Origin of the sequence: Aquabacterium sp. (assembly GCF_049274795.1) — a bacterium.
Lineage (GTDB): Bacteria > Pseudomonadota > Gammaproteobacteria > Burkholderiales > Burkholderiaceae_C > Aquabacterium.
The window spans coordinates 25,436-44,898 of sequence record NZ_JBASTH010000001.1 but is presented as its reverse complement, the minus strand read 5'-3'; the positions used below and the strand labels follow the sequence as shown (position 1 = coordinate 44,898).

20 protein-coding genes are annotated in these 19,463 nt (G+C 66.5%); 11 read left to right on the top strand and 9 right to left on the bottom strand.

Translation table 11 applies throughout. The features are described 5' to 3' along the window. Genes WAQ08_RS00220 through WAQ08_RS00210 form a run of 3 tightly spaced genes read right to left on the bottom strand, consistent with a single transcriptional unit; the run spans position 1 to position 2,149 of the window. Positions 1-1,005: a PilW family protein gene (locus WAQ08_RS00220; RefSeq protein ID WP_422188630.1), complete on the bottom strand. Its 1,005-nt coding sequence runs from the start codon at positions 1,003-1,005 to the stop codon at positions 1-3. Beyond that, positions 1,002-1,595, bottom strand: a complete 594-nt coding sequence (pilV, locus tag WAQ08_RS00215; protein ID WP_422188660.1) for a type IV pilus modification protein PilV — start codon at positions 1,593-1,595, stop codon at positions 1,002-1,004. Before pilV ends, WAQ08_RS00220 begins: the two co-directional genes overlap by 4 nt. Next, positions 1,595-2,149 (bottom strand): GspH/FimT family pseudopilin, encoded by a 555-nt coding sequence (locus WAQ08_RS00210; RefSeq protein WP_422188629.1) that lies wholly within the window; start codon positions 2,147-2,149, stop codon positions 1,595-1,597. Before WAQ08_RS00210 ends, pilV begins: the two co-directional genes overlap by 1 nt. Before the next feature lie 98 nt (positions 2,150-2,247). Here WAQ08_RS00210 and ribD point away from each other — a divergent pair, with 98 nt between their 5' ends. The 7 genes from ribD (at position 2,248) to WAQ08_RS00175 (ending at position 8,471) form a co-directional block, all read left to right on the top strand. Next, the gene (gene ribD / locus WAQ08_RS00205; protein WP_422188628.1) at positions 2,248-3,414 is read left to right on the top strand and encodes a bifunctional diaminohydroxyphosphoribosylaminopyrimidine deaminase/5-amino-6-(5-phosphoribosylamino)uracil reductase RibD; all 1,167 of its coding nucleotides are present in this window, start codon (positions 2,248-2,250) and stop codon (positions 3,412-3,414) included. A 26-nt stretch (positions 3,415-3,440) separates the two neighbouring features. Next, the gene (locus WAQ08_RS00200; protein ID WP_422188627.1) at positions 3,441-4,076 is read left to right on the top strand and encodes a riboflavin synthase; all 636 of its coding nucleotides are present in this window, start codon (positions 3,441-3,443) and stop codon (positions 4,074-4,076) included. A gap of 56 nt (positions 4,077-4,132) precedes the next feature. Next, entirely contained in the window at positions 4,133-5,263 is a 1,131-nt protein-coding gene (gene ribBA / locus WAQ08_RS00195) for a bifunctional 3,4-dihydroxy-2-butanone-4-phosphate synthase/GTP cyclohydrolase II (RefSeq protein ID WP_422188626.1), read from the top strand. 67 nt (positions 5,264-5,330) lie between these two features. Beyond that, a complete protein-coding gene (gene ribH / locus WAQ08_RS00190; protein ID WP_422188625.1) occupies positions 5,331-5,795 on the top strand; it encodes a 6,7-dimethyl-8-ribityllumazine synthase in 465 nt (154 codons plus the stop codon). Next, positions 5,792-6,304 carry a transcription antitermination factor NusB gene (gene nusB / locus WAQ08_RS00185; protein ID WP_422188624.1) on the top strand — a complete coding sequence of 171 codons (513 nt, stop codon included), beginning with the start codon at positions 5,792-5,794 and terminating at the stop codon, positions 6,302-6,304. The genes ribH and nusB overlap by 4 nt, the downstream gene beginning before the upstream one ends. Before the next feature lie 40 nt (positions 6,305-6,344). Beyond that, entirely contained in the window at positions 6,345-8,009 is a 1,665-nt protein-coding gene (locus WAQ08_RS00180) for a protein kinase domain-containing protein (protein ID WP_422188623.1), read from the top strand. 6 nt (positions 8,010-8,015) lie between these two features. Then, positions 8,016-8,471 (top strand): TssQ family T6SS-associated lipoprotein, encoded by a 456-nt coding sequence (locus WAQ08_RS00175; RefSeq protein ID WP_422188622.1) that lies wholly within the window; start codon positions 8,016-8,018, stop codon positions 8,469-8,471. A gap of 55 nt (positions 8,472-8,526) precedes the next feature. On the opposite strand, the gene ppx is transcribed toward WAQ08_RS00175, so the two are convergent. Then, on the bottom strand, positions 8,527-10,068 hold the full coding sequence (gene ppx, locus WAQ08_RS00170) for an exopolyphosphatase (protein WP_422188621.1): 1,542 nt from the start codon (positions 10,066-10,068) through the stop codon (positions 8,527-8,529). Between the two features lie 118 nt (positions 10,069-10,186). Here ppx and WAQ08_RS00165 point away from each other — a divergent pair, with 118 nt between their 5' ends. Further along, positions 10,187-11,110 (top strand): ZIP family metal transporter, encoded by a 924-nt coding sequence (locus WAQ08_RS00165; protein WP_422188620.1) that lies wholly within the window; start codon positions 10,187-10,189, stop codon positions 11,108-11,110. A gap of 40 nt (positions 11,111-11,150) precedes the next feature. Here the strand turns inward: WAQ08_RS00165 and WAQ08_RS00160 are convergent, their stop codons facing one another. Both WAQ08_RS00160 and WAQ08_RS00155 read right to left on the bottom strand, forming a co-directional pair. Then, positions 11,151-12,080 (bottom strand): DMT family transporter, encoded by a 930-nt coding sequence (locus tag WAQ08_RS00160; RefSeq protein WP_422188619.1) that lies wholly within the window; start codon positions 12,078-12,080, stop codon positions 11,151-11,153. Positions 12,081-12,104: 24 nt separating this feature from the next. Further along, entirely contained in the window at positions 12,105-13,232 is a 1,128-nt protein-coding gene (locus WAQ08_RS00155) for an aromatic ring-hydroxylating oxygenase subunit alpha (protein WP_422188618.1), read from the bottom strand. Positions 13,233-13,558: 326 nt separating this feature from the next. Between WAQ08_RS00155 and xseB the strand changes: the two genes are divergently transcribed. The 3 genes from xseB to dxs are packed head-to-tail and all read left to right on the top strand — an operon-like array spanning position 13,559 to position 16,710. Next, entirely contained in the window at positions 13,559-13,822 is a 264-nt protein-coding gene (xseB, locus tag WAQ08_RS00150; protein ID WP_422188617.1) for an exodeoxyribonuclease VII small subunit, read from the top strand. Further along, entirely contained in the window at positions 13,819-14,754 is a 936-nt protein-coding gene (locus WAQ08_RS00145; RefSeq protein ID WP_422188616.1) for a polyprenyl synthetase family protein, read from the top strand. The genes xseB and WAQ08_RS00145 overlap by 4 nt, the downstream gene beginning before the upstream one ends. Positions 14,755-14,772: 18 nt before the next feature. Further along, complete coding sequence (gene dxs / locus WAQ08_RS00140) at positions 14,773-16,710, top strand: 1-deoxy-D-xylulose-5-phosphate synthase (protein WP_422188615.1); 1,938 nt, start codon at positions 14,773-14,775, stop codon at positions 16,708-16,710. Positions 16,711-16,714: 4 nt separating this feature from the next. Here dxs and WAQ08_RS00135 read toward each other — a convergent pair whose 3' ends face one another. From WAQ08_RS00135 to WAQ08_RS00125, 3 genes are all read right to left on the bottom strand, one after another. Then, positions 16,715-17,269: a hemerythrin domain-containing protein gene (locus tag WAQ08_RS00135; protein ID WP_422188614.1), complete on the bottom strand. Its 555-nt coding sequence runs from the start codon at positions 17,267-17,269 to the stop codon at positions 16,715-16,717. Between the two features lie 100 nt (positions 17,270-17,369). Continuing rightward, positions 17,370-18,092: a PoNe immunity protein domain-containing protein gene (locus WAQ08_RS00130; RefSeq protein WP_422188613.1), complete on the bottom strand. Its 723-nt coding sequence runs from the start codon at positions 18,090-18,092 to the stop codon at positions 17,370-17,372. A gap of 3 nt (positions 18,093-18,095) precedes the next feature. Next, a complete protein-coding gene (locus WAQ08_RS00125) occupies positions 18,096-19,412 on the bottom strand; it encodes a DUF6861 domain-containing protein (RefSeq protein ID WP_422188612.1) in 1,317 nt (438 codons plus the stop codon). Positions 19,413-19,463 lie beyond the last annotated feature (51 nt).

Below are 19,463 nucleotides of genomic sequence, written 5' to 3'. Positions count from 1 at the left end.
TCAGAAAATACCGCTGCGGTTGCGCAATGCAAAAGTGGCCTGTGCCGTGCGGCGCAGGAACTTGTCGGCGGGGGTGATGACTTGGCCTGCGCAGTTCACATAAGCAGTGGGCTCGCCTGCTTCCTGCTTTTCACTGCGGATGGTGACGCACAGTTTGACGTTGACCACACGCATCCAGCGGTCATTGTCGGGGTCGGTGGCGGCGGTGAACTGTTGGTCGATCTGGGCAGCGGTGAGGTAGCCCACGACCTGCGTGTTGTATTGGTTTATACCCGTGGCACTCTTGCCTGGTACGACGGTATTGCTGACCCCATACAAGACCTGAAGCGATTCGATGTTGGGGATCAGGATCTGGGGGCCGGCGAATGGGTCACTGGCGTTGTCGCCATTGCCTGCGCAGAGCAGATCGGAGACGGTGCCGTTTTTCCTGAGGAAGTACCGGTTCTCGACCGCTGTGACGAATGCGGCGGCGGCGGTGGGGGCTTGAGACTGTAGTGAACTGGGGACCTGTCGAACGCTTTGGCCCAGGCAGTCCGTTGGGTCACCGGCCGCATTGGGCACGGTGTTGAGGGTATCTGCCTCGTACAGGACGCTGATGGCTGGGCCGTCGCCACCCGCGGCGCAGGTGAGCACATCGGAATGCCGCTGGACGGTGTCCCCTCTCCAGGCTGCGGCTTGTGCGTTGGCAAAACCGTTGTCGCATCCCCGGACGGCTGGGCCCATGAAGCGTTTATAGGCTACGCCATCGGTGCGGTCGTTGAAGACCGCGCTGTAACCTGCCATGCGGACCTGGGGGCCAAGGATGGCCAGCACCATCTGGGCATCTTCGTCCATACGGCTTTGCGTGCTGCTGCGCATGCCGCTGAAATTGGAGCCCGTGGTCATCAGCATGACGCTGCCCAGGATGATGAACCCGATCACGAGGGCTACCATCAGCTCCATCAGGGAGCGGCCATGTTGGGGCCGGTAGGCGGCGTGGGTGGTGGTGCGGCGCGAAAGGCTCATAGCATCACCCGGGTCAGCAGGCATTGTGTGTTGGGGGTGCCGGCATTGACGGCTCCGGGAGGGCAATTGAGGCCGGTCACCGTGCCCGATTCATCGGACTTGGTGCTGGCTGTCTGCCAGATCACCCAAACATTGATGGTTTGGTAATTGTTTGGCGCAACGCCAATGCTCTGCTGAGTCACATAGAAGGCGCCATTGGGCAGCCGTAGTCGGGCTTGCTCCTGCATTTCGGCCAGATCGAGCCGTGCGACATCTTCTGTAGTGCAATTTGCGTTGCCCTTGCAGGTCGCAGGAATGTTCTGTGCCTGGGGATTACCGTTGTAGGCGACAGGATTGGCGTATATGTTGAGTGCATTCCCGTTCGCGTTGGCCCGCACGCGATCCGCAAAATCCTGGGCCAAACGCGATGCATCACCCCGCTGCTGGGCGATCTTGGCCATTTGCACGGACGATCCCTGCACGCCTACCAGGGCCATGATGCCGATGGACAGGATCAGTGCCGCAACCAGCACTTCGATCAATGTGGAGCCGCGTTGGGTTTGCCGGATTGATGGCGCATAACGGGCCGGGGCAATGGGGTGTGGGTGCATCATTCCTGCCTCACGCGGCCTGTGATGTTCAAGACAAGGCTGACGGGTTTGGTGGCCCCCTCCACCTTGGGTTTGACGGTGAAGGTTTGACTCAGGGCTCTGCCAATACCGTTGGGGCGGAACACCAGTGCGTTGGCGGCATTGGAGGTGTTGATCGTGCCGCTGTTGGTCCAGCCCGGCTGTACGCGCACTACCGTGTCATCGGCGTCGATGGCGTTGTTGCCGTTGTTGTCCACGAACACTATCCAGCCTGTGGACCAATCTCCGCCGTTGCCATTGCAGACCGGGGTGGCCGCTTCGGGGCTGTCACTGCGGCACATCGACACGGGGCGGTTACGCTTGATGGCTTCGCTGCGCGCCAGGTTGATGGAGCGGATGAATGCAGAGGATTGATCTTTGATCCGCTGACTGGCTATGAAGGTGCTGAAATTGGGTATCGCGAATGCAGCCAGGATGCCAATGATGGCAATGACCACCAGCAGCTCGATCATAGTGAACCCATGCCGCCTAGGGGCGGACAGGCTGCGGGGTATGATGACGCGATCTGAGCTCATGGCCCGCATTGTCGTGATCACTGCCGGTGACACAAGGCCTGGGCGACATGCGGTCAGATTGGACCGATGAACGGTCGTGGATCTCGTCTTTGGAGTGTGTGAACGTGCTTGAGGGCGGGGACAAGTCCGGGGAAACCTGGAGGCAGACGCTGGCGCTGGCCTCGCAGGCCGTGGGCCTGTCGGATCCAAATCCGCGCGTGGGCTGCATCATCCTTTCGGCTGACGGCCAGGTCCTGGGTCAGGGTCACACGCAGCAGGCCGGCGGCCCTCATGCCGAGGTCATGGCTTTGCGCGATGCGCAATCGAAGGGCCGTGATGTGCGAGGTGCCACCGCCTACGTGACGCTGGAGCCTTGTGCCCACCATGGCCGCACCCCCCCATGCGCGGATGCACTGGCGGCGGCAGGCTTGGGCAAGGTGCTTATTGCATTGTCTGACCCGAACCCCTTGGTGGCTGGGCAGGGTATCGACCGCCTGCGGGCCGGGGGTGTTGCCGTAGAGTTGCTCGCGCCTGACCACGCGGTGGCGCAGGCCGCGCGCGAACTCAACATCGGTTTCCTCTCCCGCATGGTGCGCAAGCGCCCCTGGGTGCGCCTGAAAGTGGCGGCCTCGCTCGATGGCCGTACCGCCTTGCCCGATGGGCGCAGCCAGTGGATCACTGGCGAGGCCGCCCGTGCCGACGGCCATGCCTGGCGCGCCCGCGCCACCGCCGTGCTCACCGGCATCGGCACCGTGCTCGATGACAACCCGCGCCTGGATGTGCGCGCCATGCCCGTGGCCCGCCAGCCCTGGCGGGTCGTGCTCGATTCCCGCTGGCGCACCCCTGTGGATGCCGCCCTGATGGGGGCCGACCCGGCCGATGTGACCGTGATCGGCCTGGCAGGCGCCCAGAACGGCGATGCCGACACCGCTGCCCGTTGTGCGGCCCTGATCGCCGCTGGGGTGCATGCCATCGATCTGCCGGCCGGCGCCGACCCGGCCCGCATCGACCTGGGCGAGGTGCTCGCCTACCTGGCCCGCCGTGGTGTCAATGAGTTGCATGTCGAGGCCGGCGCACGCCTGAACGCCGCCTTCATCCAGGGCGGCTGGGTCGATGAGCTTCTGGTGTATCTTGCCCCCAGCGTGATCGGCCCTGGCCTGCCTTTCGCCGATCTGGGCTTGCTGCCCGACCTGGCCGCAGCAAAGCGTTTCGAATGGCGGGATATGGCCCGGGTGGGCGATGATCTGCGCCTGATCGCACGCAGCCCTGGCGCCGATCAATTCTGAGTTCCTTGAAGAGTAGGTTTGAGACCATGTTCACCGGCATCATCACTGGCGTGGGCCAGATCGTCGACACGCAAGCCCTGGGCGCGGACGCTTCCCACGGCCGCCGCCTGACCGTGCAGGCTCCTGCCGGCTATCTGGAAGACGTGGGCCTGGGCGACAGCATCGCGCACAACGGTGCCTGCATGACGGTGACCCAGTTCGACGCCGCCACAGGCCGCTACACCATTGATGTGTCCGCCGAGAGCCTGGCACGCACCGCCGGCCTGGACGGCCTGGGCCGCGTCAACCTCGAAAAAGCCCTGCGCGCCAATGCTCGGCTCGACGGCCACTTGGTCAGCGGCCACGTGGACGGGGTGGGGCAGGTGGTGTCCTTCCAGCCCGTGGGCGAATCGTGGGAGCTGCGCATCGCGGCGCCCCAGTCGCTGGCCCGTTTCCTGGCCTACAAGGGCTCGATCACGGTCAATGGCGTGAGCCTGACGGTCAACAGCGTGGCCGACCAGCCCGATGGTCAGGCCGTGTTCAGCATCAACCTGATCCCGCACACGGTCGAGAACACCGCCCTGGGCGATCTGGCCGCAGGCGTTCGCGTCAACCTGGAGGTGGACCTGATCGCCCGTTATGTGGAACGGATGCTCAGCGCCGAGGGCAAGCTGCCGGGTTGATCTGGCCGATGTAGGTGGTTTCCCCAAAGTGAGGGGCGCCCGCCTACAATGGCGGGATGCCCATTTCTCCCATTCCCGAACTGATCGCCGACCTGGCTGCCGGCCGCATGGTCATCCTCGTCGATGAGGAAGACCGTGAGAACGAAGGCGATCTGGTGCTGGCCGCCGACCACGTCACGCCCGAAGCCATCAACTTCATGGCCAAGTACGGTCGTGGCCTGATCTGCCTGACCCTCACGCGCGAGCGCTGCCAGCAGCTGCAGCTGCCGCCCATGGTCAGCCGCAACGGCACCAAACACGGCACGGCCTTCACCGTCTCCATTGAGGCGCGCGAGGGCGTGACCACCGGCATCTCCGCCGCCGACCGCGCCCGCACAGTGGCCGCTGCCGTGGCGCGCAACGCCAAGCCGGCCGACCTGGTGCAGCCCGGACACATCTTCCCGCTGCAGGCGCAGGATGGCGGCGTGCTGATGCGCGCCGGCCATACCGAAGCCGGCTGCGACCTGTCCGGCATGGCCGGCCTGAGCCGTGCCTCCGTGATCTGCGAGATCATGAACGACGACGGCACCATGGCCCGCCTGCCCGATCTGGAAGTGTTCGCGCGCGAGCACAACCTCAAGATCGGCACGATCGCCGACCTGATCGAATACCGCAGCCGCAACGAATCCATCATCGAAGGCCTGGGCACGCGCACGCTCGTGACGCCCGAAGGCCCGTTCGAGACACGTGTGTTCCGTGACCGCACGGGCGCCGTGCACCTGGCCCTGACGCTGGGCCTGTCTCAAGGCGTGAACCCTGCGGACGAAGTGCTGGTGCGCGTGCACGAGCCCCTGTCCGTGCTCGACTGGCTCGACGCCGACAGCCGCAGCCACGCTTGGCCGCTGCCCAAGGCCCTGGCCCAGGTCCAGAAAGCCGGCAAGGGCGTGGTGGTGCTGCTCAACGCCGGTGAAGACAATGAGCGCCTGCTGGAACAATTGCTGCCCGACACGGCTCGAAGCGAAGACAACGCCAAGGCCGCCACCGATCTGCGCACCTACGGTGTGGGCGCCCAGATCCTCAAGACCCTGGGCGTGCACCGCATGCGCCTGATGGGCAACCAGCGACGCATGCCCAGCATGGTGGGCTTCGGGCTGGAAGTCACTGGATTCCTGACGGCCGATGGCCAGACCTTGCCGCCCGGTCATTGAGGCGGCACCCTTTGTTCTTTATTTGAACGTTCTTTGAACATTGTTCTTTTGGGATTGAATCAAGATCATGCAAGGCGCTGAAAAAGGCCAATCTGCCCGCCTCGATGGGCGCGACCTCCGCATCGGCATCGTCCAGGCGCGGTTCAACGATGCGCTGACCAGCCGGATGGCGCAGGTCTGCACCGACGAACTGCTGGCCCTGGGCGTGGCCCGCAAGCACATCCAGCACGTGACCGTGCCCGGTGCCCTGGAAGTGCCCGTGGCCCTGCAAGCCATGGCCGACAGCGAGCGCTTCGACGCCCTGGTGGCGCTGGGCCTGGTCATCCGTGGCGAGACCTACCACTTCGAGCTGGTGTCCAACGAAAGCGGCGCCGGTGTCACCCGTGTCAGCCTGGACCACCACATCCCCGTGGCCAATGCCATCCTGACCGTCGAAAACGAAGCGCAGGCCCTGGCCCGCGTCGAAGAAAAAAGCCGTGATGCCGCCCGCGTGGCGGTGGAAATGGCCAACCTGCTGGACGAACTGCTGTGACCGACCGTCCCGACACCCATCAAGGCGACAAGGGCGGCATGCGCAAGCCCGCCCCGCAGCGCGACCGTACCAAGTCGGCCCGCCGCCGTGCCCGCGAGTTCGCGCTGCAAGGCCTGTACGAATGGCAGCTCAACCAGGCCGATGCCGGCGCCGTGGATGCGCACATCCGCGAACTGGAAGAGTTCAACAAGTGCGACCGTGGCCATTTCGATGCGCTGCTGCATGGCTGCATCGAACAGCGCGGCGAGCTCGACGCGGCCCTGCTGAAGTTCCTGGATCGGCCGCTCGAAGAGCTGTCGCCCGTGGAGCACGGCGTGCTGTGGATCGGCGCCTACGAACTGGTCAACTGCCTGGATGTTCCGTATAAAGTGGCGATCAACGAGGCGGTGGAGCTGGCCAAGAGCTTTGGCGGCACAGACGGCCACAAGTACGTGAACGGGGTGCTCGACCACCTCGCACCGCTGCTCAGACCCGAGGAAGTGAAGGCCCACCGCGCTGGTCGGGGGTAAGCACACACAAGACACGCAGTCCATGCCTGGAGGAGGTGGTGTGACGACGACAACAACGCCTGAAGACGACGAAGCTTCAGAACCCGTGATCCTGGAAAACGACGACCAGGACACGGTGGCGCAGACGCGCCCCTTGCCGGAGGCCGAGCCGGCCCAGCACGATCAGATGCCGGCGGACCAGTTGCCCACCATCGGGCACGTGGGCCGCTATGCGTTGAAGTACTGCATTGGTGAGGGAGGCCTGGGCACGGTCTATGCCGCGCACGATCCGCTGCTCTCGCGCCTGATCGCCATCAAGACGATGCAGATCGACCTGCCCGAGCAGGACCGCGAGCAGTTCAACGCCATGTTCCTCAATGAGGCCAAGGCGGCGGGCAGCCTGAGCCATCCGCACATCGTCACGGTGTACGACGCGGGCGCGGGCTCGCAGGGCACCTACATCGCCATGGAGCTGCTGCGCGGCAAGGACCTGCGCCAGTTGCTGGCCATGGGCTGGCGCCCGACGCCGGCGCAGGCCGCACTCATTGTGCGGCGCGTGGCCGATGCGCTGTCCTACGCCCACCACAAGGGCGTGATCCACCGCGACATCAAGCCGGCCAACATCTTCATGGTGGGCCGCACCCAGCCGCGCGTGCTGGATTTCGGCATCGCGCGCATGCGCCAGGTCGAATCCGGTAATGCCGATGAAGGGATGAGCCGCTTTGGCGAACTGGTGGGCGGATCGCCCCACTACATGTCGCCCGAGCAGGTGCACCGCGAGCCGGTGGATCGGCGCGTGGATGTGTACGCCCTGGGCGTGGTGTTCTACGAACTGATCACGGGCCGCAAGCCCTTCGTGGGCCATGACCTGGACGCGATCACGCGGTCGGTGCTCGAGGACGAGGTCACCCCGCCGCATGAGCTGAACCCCGAGGTGCCGCGCGAGCTGTCCGACATCGCCCTGCGCGCGATGGCCCGCGAAGTGGGGCGCCGCACGCGCTCGGCGCGTACCTTGTCGCGCGAACTGCGCGAATGGCTGGACAACGCATCCGATGACGCGCCGGCCGCCAAGAACGGCAAGGCTGCGAAGGCGCCCAAGGCTGCCGCAGCGCCTGCTGCACCGCTTCAGGGCGGTGCGCCCGCTGAGCGCCAGCCGGCAAAGGCCGTGCTGGTGGGCCTGGCGGCTGTCGGGTTGCTGATCCTGGCGGGCGGTGCGGCCTGGTGGGGCCTGCGTCAGTCTGATGCGCAGGATCCGGAGGCCCTGGCGGCTGCCGATGCGGCCTCGGCGGCAGCGTCCGCCGCGGTGGCTGAGCCCGTGGGTCCGGCGGCCCCTGTGGCCCAGGCGCCGATGGAGCACGAAGAGATCATCACGGAGTCGCCTGCGGCGCCTGCCTCGGAGCCTGTGGTGGCGGCTGTGGCCAGCCCCGTGACACCGGCAGCGCCTGCCGTACTGGTCGCGACGCCCCCGGCCCCCGGCGGTGCCACACCCGTGGCTGCCGAGCAGGCCAAGGCGCCGGTGCCCACGGGCACGGTCAAGCTGGCCATCACGCCCTGGGGGCGTGTCTCGGTGGGGCGCAAAGCCATGGGTGTCACGCCGCCGCTGACGCAGCTGACCTTGCCGCAAGGCCGCCACACCATCGTGATCCGCAACGAGGACTTCCCGCCCTACCAGCAGACCGTTGAGGTCAAGGCGGGGCAATCGGTCACCGTCAACCACGCCTTCTGAACCATCATGACATCAGCAACATCCCATCGTTCCCGTGTCATGGCGCCGTTGGCGCTGGCGATGGCTGCGGCGGCAACCCTGATGGCTGGCTGCGCCGTGCCGCCGGCGTCCAAGGGCGATGTCGCCGCGCCGCCGTCGCAAGACACCCGTCCGGCAGAGCGCGCCGCGTCGCCTGGTGAGGTCTCGCTGGCGCAGGGCATCAAGGCCTACCAGGCTGGCCAGTACGCGGAGTCCGAGTCGCAACTGCAGTTGTCGCTGCGCCAGGGCCTGTCGATCGGGCCGGACCGTGCCAACGCGCACAAGTACCTGGCCTTCATCTACTGCACGACCAAGCGCGAAGCGCTGTGCAACTCGGCCTTCAAGGCGGCGCGCCAGGCTGATCCGGCGTTTGCCTTGAGCAAGGCCGAGGCCGGGCATCCTATGTGGGGCCCGGTGTACCGCAAGGCCTTGCCTAGCCGCTGAAAAGCGTTGCCGCTGAGGCCGGGCTAAGCCTCGTTCGCGGCTCAGGCCAGCGGGCTCAACCCAGCAACTGGATCGTCAGTTCGCGGTCGCCCTGGCGTGACCACAGCAGGGCTTCCTGCTCCAGCAGGTGCAGGGTGCGCGGGTGCTGGTCGGCCCAGCGCCGTTGCAGCAGCAGTGTGGCCCGTCCACGGCCAGGCTCCAGCCGGGCCGCGCGGGTGGGCAGATCGTCCGTGCGGGCGTGGTGCAGGATCACGGCCAGGCGCAGGCACAGCACCTGTTGCATCAGGCGGCGGTCTTGCCGACGCTCGGCCAGCTTGCTCAGCTCACCCCGTTGGCCCAGCAGCAGGTCGGCCAGCCGGCGCTGCTGTGATTGAGAGAAGCCCGCCGCGTCCACATGGCCCAGCAGGTAGGCGCTGTGGCGGTGGTGGTCGTGGTGCGAGACCATCATGCCGATCTCGTGCAGCGCACCGGCCCAGCCCAGTTCCAGCGCGGATTCGTCACGCTCGGCCGGGCGGGCGCGATCGGGCTGCAGGCCGCTCCACAGCCAGTTGGCCCGCGTGCGCACGCGCTCGGCGTGCCTGGCATCCACATTGAAACGGCGTTGCAGTTCGCGCACCGCGGCTTCGCGGGGATCGGGCTGGCGGCGGTCGCGCGCGGCCAGCAGGCGCTCTTCCAAGTCGAAGATCACGCCCTGGCGCAGGGCACCCTTGGCCGGCTTCATCACCTCGATGTCGAAGTGCATGGCCAGGGTGTAAAGGATGGACAGCCCGCCGCCCAGCACCGCCTTGCGATCGGGCTTGAGGCCCGGCAGGGCCAGGGTGTCGATGTGCCCAGCTTTCAGGCATTGCTCGATGCACCAGCGCAGGCCCTGGGCCGTGATGCTGCCATCGGTGATGCCGCTGGCGTGCAGGATCTGCGAAATGGCACCCACGGTGCCGGAAGAGCCCAGCGCCTCGCGCCAGTTCGCGCTGGAGAACAATTGCAGCGCTTCTTCGAACTCGGCGCCGGCCGCGATCTGGGCCTCGCGGAAGGCCTGCCGTGTGAAGCGGCCTTCGGGGAAATGGCGCATCGACAGGCTCACGCTGCCGATGCCGAAGGACTCGGCATTGGTGACGGTGCGGCCGTGGCCCAGGATCATCTCGGTGGAGCGCCCACCAATGTCGACGACCAGCCGCGGCAGTTCGCTGGGCTGCAGGCGTGTCACGCCCTGGTAGATCAGGCGGGCTTCTTCGCGGCCGGAGATGATCTCGATGGGGTGGCCCAGCACCTGATGCGCCTGCGTGAGGAAAGCATTGCGGTTGCGCGCTTCGCGCAGGGTCTGCGTGGCCACGGCGCGCACCTGGTGGCCTTCGAAGCCTTGCAGGCGCTGCGCGAACACGGTCAGGCAATCCAGGCCGCGCTGCGCGGCTTCATCGGTGAGCATGCCGTCGGCGTCCAGGCCGGCGCCCAGGCGCACGGTGCTCTTGAGGTAGTCGATGCGCTTGTAGCGGCCTTTGCTGAGTTCAGCGATCTCCAGGCGGAAGCTGTTGGAGCCGATGTCGATGGCGGCCAGTTGGCGGGGAAGAGGGCGGCGGGGCGAGGTCAGGCCTTGGGTCATGGGGTGAATTGTCCCTGCTTTGCAAGCGATTGCCGGCAGGTGGTTTTTTGGCGGCACAAGAAGCTGAACATGCCATGCTTGTGCGTCAGCCGCTTGACAGCGTTGCTAAGATCGAGGGATGACCCTGGTATACATCCTGACGGCCACCTTTTTAGGCGGTGTGGTGTCCGTCTTGCTGGCTGCAGCCCTGTCTGCGCCCCTGCTCGGACTGATCGTTCGCCACTTGGTGAGCCTGTCCACCGGCGTGCTGCTGGGCACAGCCCTGCTGCATGTGCTGCCCGAAGCCTTCGAGGCCGGCGCGCCGCCCGATGCCCTGTTTTTGACTTTGCTGGGCGGGCTGATGTTCTTCTTCCTGCTGGAAAAGGCCGAGCTGTATCGCCACGGCCACCACCATGAGCACGATCACCACCACCATCACCACGGCTTCGATGCCGAGCAGGCCGGCCGGGGCGGTTTCAGTGTGCTGGTGGGCGACAGCATCCACAACTTCTGCGACGGCATCCTGATCGCGGGCGCTTTCCTGGCCAGCCCGGAACTGGGCTTCGTCACGGCCATGGCCATCATCGCCCATGAGATCCCGCAGGAAGTGGGCGACTACATCGTGCTGGTCAATGCCGGCTTCACCAAGAAGAAGGCACTGATCTACAACGCGATTTCCGGCTGTGCTGCGATCGTGGGCGGCGTGGTGGGCTATGTGCTGATCGGCCCCTGGCAGGAATATCTGCCCTACATGATGGTTGTGGCGGCCAGCAGTTTTGTCTACGTGGCCGTGGCCGATCTGATCCCCCAGTTGCAGCGGCGCCTGAGCTGGCGCGACACCGCCTCGCAGTTGTTCTGGCTGCTGGCGGGGCTGGTGTTCATCGGCGTGATCGCGCACTCGATGCATGGTGATCACGCGCACGGCCATGATCATGGGCAGGCACACGGCACCGAGCAAAGCCAGGCGAAAGACCACGGTCATGACCATGCCGATGCGCATGATGGCCATGACCACGGCGGCGAGGCCCATGACCACGCGGCTTCCGAGCCGCACAAGCACTGATCCGGCGCAGCGCCTGAGGCGCTGACCGTGCGTGATCAGCTCAATCGCGGATGGTGTTGCCCAGCCGCGAGGCCGTGACCCCGGCCACCACGATCAGCACCATGCCCACGATGGCCAACCCGTGCACCGGGTCACCGAACAGCCACACGCCCAGCACAAAGGCATGCACGATGCCCAGATACTGCAGGCTGGCCATGGCCAACGGTTGGCCCAGCGCATAGGCGCGTGTCATGGCCAGTTGGGCCAGGGTGGCGAAGACGCCGATGCCCAGCAGCCAGCCCCAGGTGGCCAGGCTGGGCGCGATCCAGGGCTGCTGCTGGCCCAGATGCACGCTGCCCATCAGCGCCAGGCCCACCAGCGTGCCGAACAGCGAGAAGTAGAAGACCACGCGGTGCTCGGGCTCGCCGCTGCGGCCCAGCGCGGCCACCTGCAGGTAGGCCCAGGCCGACAGCCCGCCCGAGAGCAGCCCGACCAGCCCCGCGAGCCACTGGTCACGCTGGATGGTGGGGCACAGCACCAGCGCCACACCCAGGAAACCCACCAGCACCGCCAGCAGGATCATGGGATGGATGGGCCGGTGGGGCGCCTTGCGCCAGCGGCGCCACAACTGCAGCGCGATCAGGATCACGCCCATCCACACGGATGACATGTAGTTGAGCGTGACGGCCGTGGCCAGAGGCAGGTGCCCGATCGAATAGAACCACAGGCTCAGGGCCGACACGCCGGCCACGCTGCGCCAGAAATGCTGACGCGGCACCGTGGTGCGAAGCGGCAGGCGCTGACGCCAGGCCAGGGCCCCGATCATCACGGCGCCCACGAAGCCCCGGAAGAACACGACCTCGGCCGTGCCCGCCTCGACGGAGGCCTGCTTGACGCACACGCCCATGCCCGCGAAGAGCAGGGTGGCCAGCACCATCAGCCAGTTGGCGGACAGGCGCTGCGCCGGGGTGGGTGTGCCGGGTACTGCCATCAGCACATCACCTTTGCGTGCCGGTCACTCGCGGAAGTCCATCTCGCGGCGGTACCACTCGTGGAAGTGCTGCATGCCATCTTCCATCGGGCTCTGGTAGGGGCCGACCTCGTTGTCGCCGCGCTTGAACAGGGCCAGGCGGCCGGCGTCCATGCGTTCGGCGATCTCGTCGTCCTCGATGCAGGTCTCCATGTAGGCGGCCTGCTGGGCCTCGACGAACTCGCGCTCGAAGGCGGCGATCTCTTCGGGGTAGTAGAACTCCACCACGTTGAGTGTCTTCTGCGGGCCCTGCGGATGCAGCGTCGAGACGACGAGCACGCCCGGGTACCACTCCACCATCATCGTGGGATAGTAGGTCATCCACACCGCGCCTTGCGAAGGCGGCTTGCCTTCGCCCTGGCCCAGCACGGCCTCGTGCCACGTGCGGTAGACATCGGAGCCGGGCTTGCCTAAAGCGTTGGCGATGCCCACCGTCTGGATGGAGTACTCCCTGGCCATGTCCCACTGCAGGTCATCGCAGGTGACGAAGTTGCCCAGGCCGGGGTGGAAGGGCCCGACGTGGTAGTCCTCCAGGTAGACCTCGATGAATGTCTTCCAGTTGTAGTTGCACTCGTGCAGTTCGACCTTGTCGAGCACGTAGCCGGAGAAATCCAGGTCGCCACCCGGCGCGAAGCGGTGCTCCAGCCCGGCCAGGTCGGCGGCGATGTCGCGGCCGTTGTCCTCGAACAGCAGCCCGTTCCAGTTGCGCAGCTTGTAGTTGCGCAGGTTCAGGCACGGGTCGTGGTCGAAGTGCGGGGCGCCGATGAGTTCGCCATGCAGGTTGTAGGTCCAGCGGTGCAGCGGGCACACGATGTTGCCCTGGCGGCTGGTGCCCCTGCCCTTGAGCATGATGGCCTGGCGGTGGCGGCACACGTTGGAGATCAGTTCGACCTCGTCACGCGTGCGCACCAAGGCGCGGCCCTCGCCCTCTTGGGGCAGTGCGTAATGATCGCCAACCTCGGGCACCGATACGGCGTGCCCCAGGTAGCGAGGACCGGACTGAAAGATGCGCTCGAGCTCCGCGTTGTGCAGTGCCTGGTCAAAGTAGACGGACACCGGCAGTTGGGAATGGCTGCGTTGCAGCTTCAAGAGCGCATGACTCAGGTCAGACATGATCCCCAGGATCTCCAAAAACCATGTATCAACCCCCTCCGCAGGGAAAAAAATAGCCCTCTGGCGACAAAATCGCGGGGGCGCGGAGGCATTCAGGGAACTCAGGATTGTACCCAAGCCGGGGAGGGTGGGGGCATGTGCCGGCAATTCCCGCCCAGACCGGGGGGCGAACACCTTGCTGAACCGGACAACCCCTGCCATGGGGGTGATGCTCTGGCAGGGCCGCACGCCCAAATCGGGCGCCGGAAATTACAATGCGGGTTTGCTCCGAACCGGATGTAGGCCGCAAGACGGCCTTGCCGCCTGTTGCCCCCGCTTCCTACCCCATGGCCCGATCCCCATCCAAGAAGACAGACGCCGATCTCGACGCCGGCGCGTTGCCCCTGCCCGAGCGTTATGAAGACGCCCTGGCCGAGTTGGAGGGCCTGGTGGCCCGGATGGAGTCCGGCGCCTTGCCGCTGGAGCAGTTGCTGGACAGCTACCGCCGCGGGGCGCAGTTGCTGGGCCTGTGTCGCAGCCGCCTGGATGCCATCGAGGCCCAGGTGAAGGTGCTGGAAGACGGCCAGCTCAAGCCCTGGAGCGAGGCATGAAACCCGAGGCCTATCAGGTGTGGTCGGGCGCGGTGCTCAGCCAGGTCGAGCAGGCGCTGGACGCCTGGGTGCCCCTTGACGCCCCGGCCGGGCTGGGCGAGGCCATGCGCTATGGCGTGCTCGAAGGCGGCAAGCGCCTGCGCGCCTTGCTGGCCATGGCGGCGGCTGAGGCTGCAGGCGCCCTGGCCACCCCCGCAGGGCGCGATGCCGCCTTGCGCGCGGCCAGCGCGGTGGAGTTGATCCACGCCTATTCGTTGGTGCACGACGATCTGCCCTGCATGGACAACGACGTGCTGCGCCGGGGCAAGCCCACGGTGCATGTGAAGTTCGGTGAGGCCCAGGCCATGCTGGCCGGCGATGCGATGCAGGCGCTGGCGTTCGAGGTGCTCACCCCGGAGGTTGCCGCCTCAACCGGCAGCGCTGTTGTGCCCCTGGCCCAGCAGGCGCGCCTGTGCTGCCTGCTGGCGCGGGCGGCGGGGCATGCCGGCATGGCCGGCGGGCAGGCCATCGACCTGGCCAGCGTGGGTCATGCGCTGGACCACACCGCCTTGCGTGACATGCACCGCCGTAAGACCGGCGCACTGCTGTGCGCCAGCGTGCTGATGGGTGCCGCCTGCGCTGACCTGGCGACCGACTCCGCCGCCTGGCAAGCCCTGACCGTCTACGGCGAGGCCGTGGGCCTGGCGTTCCAGATCGTCGATGACGTGCTGGACGTGACCCAATCGGCCGACACCCTGGGCAAGACCGCTGGCAAGGACGCCGATGCCAACAAGCCCACCTACGTGAGCCTGTTGGGCCTGGATGGTGCGCGCAGCGAAGCCAGCCGCCTGCTGGACCAGGCCTTGAGCGCGCTGCAGGCCAGCGGGCTGGAGGCCAGTGCCTGCGCGCCTTTGCGGGCGCTGGCCGAGCGCGTTGTGCACCGTGATCACTGAACAAGAAGAGAAAACCCCATGAGCCACCCCCTGCTGTCCCGGATCGATTCCCCTGCCGACATCAAGCGGCTGTCGCGCGCCGAGCTCAAGCAACTGGCCGTGGAGCTGCGGGACTACCTGCTGCAGAACGTGGCGCGCACCGGCGGGCACCTGTCGTCCAACCTGGGCACGGTGGAACTCACCATCGCGCTGCACTATGTGTTCGACACGCCCAATGACCGCCTGGTGTGGGACGTGGGCCACCAGACCTACCCGCACAAGATCCTGACGGGCCGTCGTGATCGCATGCCCTCGCTGCGCCAGTTGGGCGGCATGAGCGGCTTCCCGCGCCGCGACGAGAGCGAGTACGACACCTTCGGCACGGCGCACTCGTCCACCTCGATCTCGGCCGCGCTGGGCATGGCCATCGGCGCGCAACTGCGTGGTGAGGCGCGCAAGGCCGTGGCCATCATCGGCGATGGCGCGATGACCGCCGGCATGGCCTTCGAAGCACTGAACAACGCGGGCATGCCGCACCAGGGCCGCCTGGCCGATGTGCTGGTCGTGCTCAACGACAACGACATGTCGATCTCGCCGCCGGTGGGCGCGCTCAACCGCTACCTGGCGCGTCTGATGTCCGGCCGCTTCTATGCCGCCGCGCGTGAGGGCGCGAAGCAGGTGCTGCGCAATGCGCCGCCCTTATTCGAGCTGGCCAAGAAGCTGGAAGAGCACGCCAAGGGCCTGGTCGTACCGGCCACCATCTTCGAAGAGTTCGGCCTGAACTACGTCGGCCCCATCGATGGGCACGACCTGGATTCGCTGATCCCCACGCTGGAGAACCTGCGCGACCGCGGCGGCCCGCAGTTCCTGCACGTGGTCACCAAGAAGGGTTACGGCTACAAGCTGGCCGAGGCCGATCCGATCGCCTACCACGGCCCGGGCAAGTTCGACCCGGCCGTGGGCCTGACCAAGCCGGTGGCCGCCGTGCCGGCCAAACCCAGCTTCACGCAGGTCTTCGGCCAGTGGCTGTGCGACATGGCTGCGCACGACACGCGCCTGGTGGGCATCACGCCCGCGATGCGCGAAGGCTCGGGCATGGTCGAGTTCGAGCAACGCTACCCGGGTCGCTATTTCGACGTCGGCATCGCCGAGCAGCACGCCGTGACCTTCGCGGCCGGTTTGGCCTGCGAGGGGCTCAAGCCGGTGGTGGCCATCTACTCCACCTTCCTGCAGCGTGCGTATGACCAGTTGATCCACGACGTGGCCATCCAGAACCTGCCGATGGTGTTCGCGCTGGACCGCGCCGGCATCGTCGGGGCCGATGGCGCCACGCACATGGGCGCGTTCGACATTGCCTTCGTGCGCTGCATCCCCAACATGAGCCTGCTGGCCCCGGCCGATGAGAACGAGTGCCGCCAGGCGCTGACGGCGGCCTACGAGCAGAACCACCCGGTGGCCGTGCGTTACCCCCGTGGCGTGGGCGCCGGCGTGGCGGTGGGCACGGATCTGCAAGCCATGCCCTGGGGCAAGGGCGAGGTGCGCCGCGAGTCGAATGCCCAACCGGGCGCGCGCATCGCGGTGCTGGCTTTCGGCACCTTGCTGTACCCCGCGCTGAAGGCGGCGGAGGTCTTCGACGGCACGGTGGCCAACATGCGCTTCATCAAGCCGCTCGATACCGCGCTGCTGCTGGAGCTGGCTCGCACGCATGATGCCATCGTGACCGTGGAGGAGGGCTGCGTGATGGGTGGTGCGGGCTCGGCCGTGGCCGAGGCGCTGGCCCAGGCTGGCGTGCAGGTGCCGCTGCAGATCCTGGGCCTCGCGGACCAGTTCATCGAGCATGGCGATCCGGCCAAGCTGCTGGCGCTGCAGGGCCTGGATGCCGCCGGCATCGAGCGTCAGGTGCGTGAGCGCTTCGGCAACTTGCTGGCAAGCGCCAGCGTGGGCACGGCCGCCAAGGTGACGGCCCTGCGCGGCTGATCCGTCAGACCAGGCTTTCGCCGACGGGCAGGGGCTCGTTGGCGGCTTCGGTGCGTTGCGGGGCCTGTGTGTCGTTGGCCGCTGCCTTGTCGTGGCAACTGTTTGATCCACACCCTGAGATGGCCTGTGTGGGCAGGGCAGAGGGCTCCGTCAGCAGGCCCGTCACCGGGTCATAGCCCACGCTCTTGAGGTGCAGCGCCAGGCCGGCGTCCATGGTCTGGGCGTGGTTCGGGAACCAGTCGGCCAGTTCGGCCGCGATGCGGCGCACCCAGTCCAGCTCACCCTGCGCGCCACGGCGGGCGCTGTCGCGCATCACCTCCAGCACCACGGCGTGCTGGGTGCTGTGGCAGTTGCCGGGGGCGAAACCGGTGGCGCGCATCCAGTCATCCTCCTGGCCGAAGTGCGCGACGGTGTGCTCGATCAGGGCCTGCCAGCGGCCCAGCAGCGCGGCGTCGTCGGCCTGCTCGACCAGGGCCAGCAACTCCACGAACTCTTCATGGGTGTGGTCCATGACGGGCATGGACAGGGACAGGGCATCGGACCAGACGAGGGTGGGCATGAGCGCTCCTTGACGAAACCAGCCGCGCGTTGGCGGCGTTCATGCTGGACAGTAGCCCAGTCGACGCCGGTCGTTCTTGCGCACCGTCAAGGAGTGTGGATCACGCGGAGCGACCGTGGTCGGCCAGATCCTTGGGGTAATAGGGCATGTCCCTGAAGGAGGCGTCATCAATGCCGAAGGCCACGGCCACGCCCGCGGCCTCGATGGCCCAGTAACCGAAGAAGCCGCCGCCTTCCGGGCCCTTGTGGCAGTCGTGCCAGCCGATCTCCTGCAGGGCCGGGTACCAGGCTTTCAGGAAGCGGATCACCTCGTCGGCGGACGTCTTTTCTGCTGCCTGGTCCAGGAACGCGTATGCCCGGGGATGCAGCAGGGCAGTGGCTGGCTGACGGCCGGCCGTGCGACGCGCCACCAGGCGCTCGAACAGGCGGTCGCGGCCCTCGTTGCCGGCACACGCCAGGATGCGTTGCCACAGGGCATCGTCGGCTCGGAAAATCAGGGCCAGGCTGACGATCCACAGCGAGCGGACGTACTCATCGAGATAGGCCAGGTCGTTGGGGGAGGGCGGGCTGCTCGCCAGGCAACGCTCCCAGGCTGAAACGATGGTTTCGAGATCGCCAACCAGTGCGCTGACAGGCTCGCCCGCCGAATAGCGGGCGATCAGCAGTTCGCATTGGTCCCGGAAGTTGGCATGTGCCAGGACCTGGGGTTTCTTGAGCTGGCCCTTGTCATTGTCGAGCTTCTGGGTCCGCCCGGTGATGGTGGACCGGGTGTAGGCGATGGCCTCCTGGAAGTAGGCCTCAGTCATCAAGGGTTCTCGTTTCATGTGTCAGTCCGTCAAGATCTTGCTGGTCACGGTTCCGTATTCGTCCACCTGCAGCAGGCGCTTTTCAACACGCCCTTCGGCCATGGCCTCCCGAATTCTGTCGGCTTGGCGGGGCCCGACGGCTTTGTTCAGTCGTGCATCGACCCAGTCGTCGCTCATCTGCTTGGTGCCGTCCTTCAACGTCGCCAGGCGAGAGGTGCCGTACTTGGCCTCGGTGATGACGTAATCAGGCGGAGGGCTGGTGTTGCGCCAGACACCGTCGATGCCGGTGCCCCGGGGAGCATCCCCGACCTTCACCGGCGCACCGTTCATCTTCTGGAAGCCTCCGCCCATCATATGCGCGTCGGCCTTGGCCTCTCCGAACACGCCCTTCTCGGCGTTGCTGGCGTTCCTGATCGAGTTGGCAGCCGGTGCAGGGGCTGGCGCCGGCGCCGGGGGCTTCGCTGTTGGCTTGCCCGAGAGCTGGCTGGGCGACTGCGAGGTGGATGAGCTTGCGGCGTTTTGCGGTGTCCGGTTGGCGCGCAGCCTGGGGTTCAGCGAGGGGTTGTTGAGCAACTTGCCCTCATTGGCCTGCACCCAGGCCGCCACCTTGGGCCCGAGGCGAGGGCTCTGCTCGATTTCCTTGAGGATGGTGGCCTTGTTGCCTCGTCCTCGGGTGAGGTAGGCGACCAGGCCCATGAGCAGCGCCAGGATGACGATGACGTGACCGTTGCCAAAGTCTGTCGCGGCCTGATTGACGTCTGGCGGCTGCGGTGCTCCGCCTGCCGTGCCGGGGCGATTGCCACGGGGAGCTTCCCCCCAGGCACGCTTGAAGCCCCGCTCGTAACAGCGCATGGCCGCGGGCAAGGCATCGATCATGTATTCGGCCAGGGATTTCAGGCCGAGGAATCCCAGAACCCACAGGCCAACCTGCGAGCCGGCGGCGGCACCGGCCATGGCGCCGGGCACAGCGCCCGCGCCCCCGGCGAAGAATCCCGCCACACCTCCGACCGCGGTGCCAGCGACCACAGAGCCACCGTAATAAAGCGCGATGTCTTTGCAGGCCTCAACCAGAATGCCCCAGATCATGCCCAGGTCGATGCCCGTCAGGCGGGTCATGATCAACCCTTGTGCCACCGGGCCAGATCGGTTGAGGGCCAATCGCACACGTTCTATCCGGCTGATGGTGTTGTCCCATTCGGCGGACAAGCGGCCCAGCCCGATGTGCACACTTCTGCCCATGGAATCGGACGAGGGCCGGCTGCCGACTGGTCCGCGCCATTGCTGTTGCAGTTGCTCAAGCGCGTCCCAAGCCTGTTGACGCCATCCGTCGAAGCTCATGCGAATCCTCAGCGTATTGGAGAGATGCCTCGCTTCATGCTAACTAGAGTT

Bases quoted from the DNA above. Each gene is read 5' to 3' on its own strand.
- ribH (WP_422188625.1), top strand. From the start codon at position 5,331: ATGCAAGGCGCTGAAAAAGGCCAATCTGCCCGCCTCGATGGGCGCGAC.
- WAQ08_RS00155 (WP_422188618.1), bottom strand. From the start codon at position 13,232: ATGTCTGACCTGAGTCATGCGCTCTTGAAGCTGCAACGCAGCCATTCC.
- WAQ08_RS00125 (WP_422188612.1), bottom strand. From the start codon at position 19,412: ATGAGCTTCGACGGATGGCGTCAACAGGCTTGGGACGCGCTTGAGCAA.
- WAQ08_RS00210 (WP_422188629.1), bottom strand. From the start codon at position 2,149: ATGAGCTCAGATCGCGTCATCATACCCCGCAGCCTGTCCGCCCCTAGG.
- WAQ08_RS00165 (WP_422188620.1), top strand. From the start codon at position 10,187: ATGACCCTGGTATACATCCTGACGGCCACCTTTTTAGGCGGTGTGGTG.
- WAQ08_RS00145 (WP_422188616.1), top strand. From the start codon at position 13,819: ATGAAACCCGAGGCCTATCAGGTGTGGTCGGGCGCGGTGCTCAGCCAG.
- dxs (WP_422188615.1), top strand. From the start codon at position 14,773: ATGAGCCACCCCCTGCTGTCCCGGATCGATTCCCCTGCCGACATCAAG.
- pilV (WP_422188660.1), bottom strand. From the start codon at position 1,595: ATGCACCCACACCCCATTGCCCCGGCCCGTTATGCGCCATCAATCCGG.
- WAQ08_RS00160 (WP_422188619.1), bottom strand. From the start codon at position 12,080: ATGGCAGTACCCGGCACACCCACCCCGGCGCAGCGCCTGTCCGCCAAC.
- xseB (WP_422188617.1), top strand. From the start codon at position 13,559: ATGGCCCGATCCCCATCCAAGAAGACAGACGCCGATCTCGACGCCGGC.
- WAQ08_RS00200 (WP_422188627.1), top strand. From the start codon at position 3,441: ATGTTCACCGGCATCATCACTGGCGTGGGCCAGATCGTCGACACGCAA.
- ppx (WP_422188621.1), bottom strand. From the start codon at position 10,068: ATGACCCAAGGCCTGACCTCGCCCCGCCGCCCTCTTCCCCGCCAACTG.
- ribBA (WP_422188626.1), top strand. From the start codon at position 4,133: ATGCCCATTTCTCCCATTCCCGAACTGATCGCCGACCTGGCTGCCGGC.
- WAQ08_RS00135 (WP_422188614.1), bottom strand. From the start codon at position 17,269: ATGCCCACCCTCGTCTGGTCCGATGCCCTGTCCCTGTCCATGCCCGTC.
- WAQ08_RS00220 (WP_422188630.1), bottom strand. From the start codon at position 1,005: ATGAGCCTTTCGCGCCGCACCACCACCCACGCCGCCTACCGGCCCCAA.
- WAQ08_RS00130 (WP_422188613.1), bottom strand. From the start codon at position 18,092: ATGAAACGAGAACCCTTGATGACTGAGGCCTACTTCCAGGAGGCCATC.
- WAQ08_RS00175 (WP_422188622.1), top strand. From the start codon at position 8,016: ATGACATCAGCAACATCCCATCGTTCCCGTGTCATGGCGCCGTTGGCG.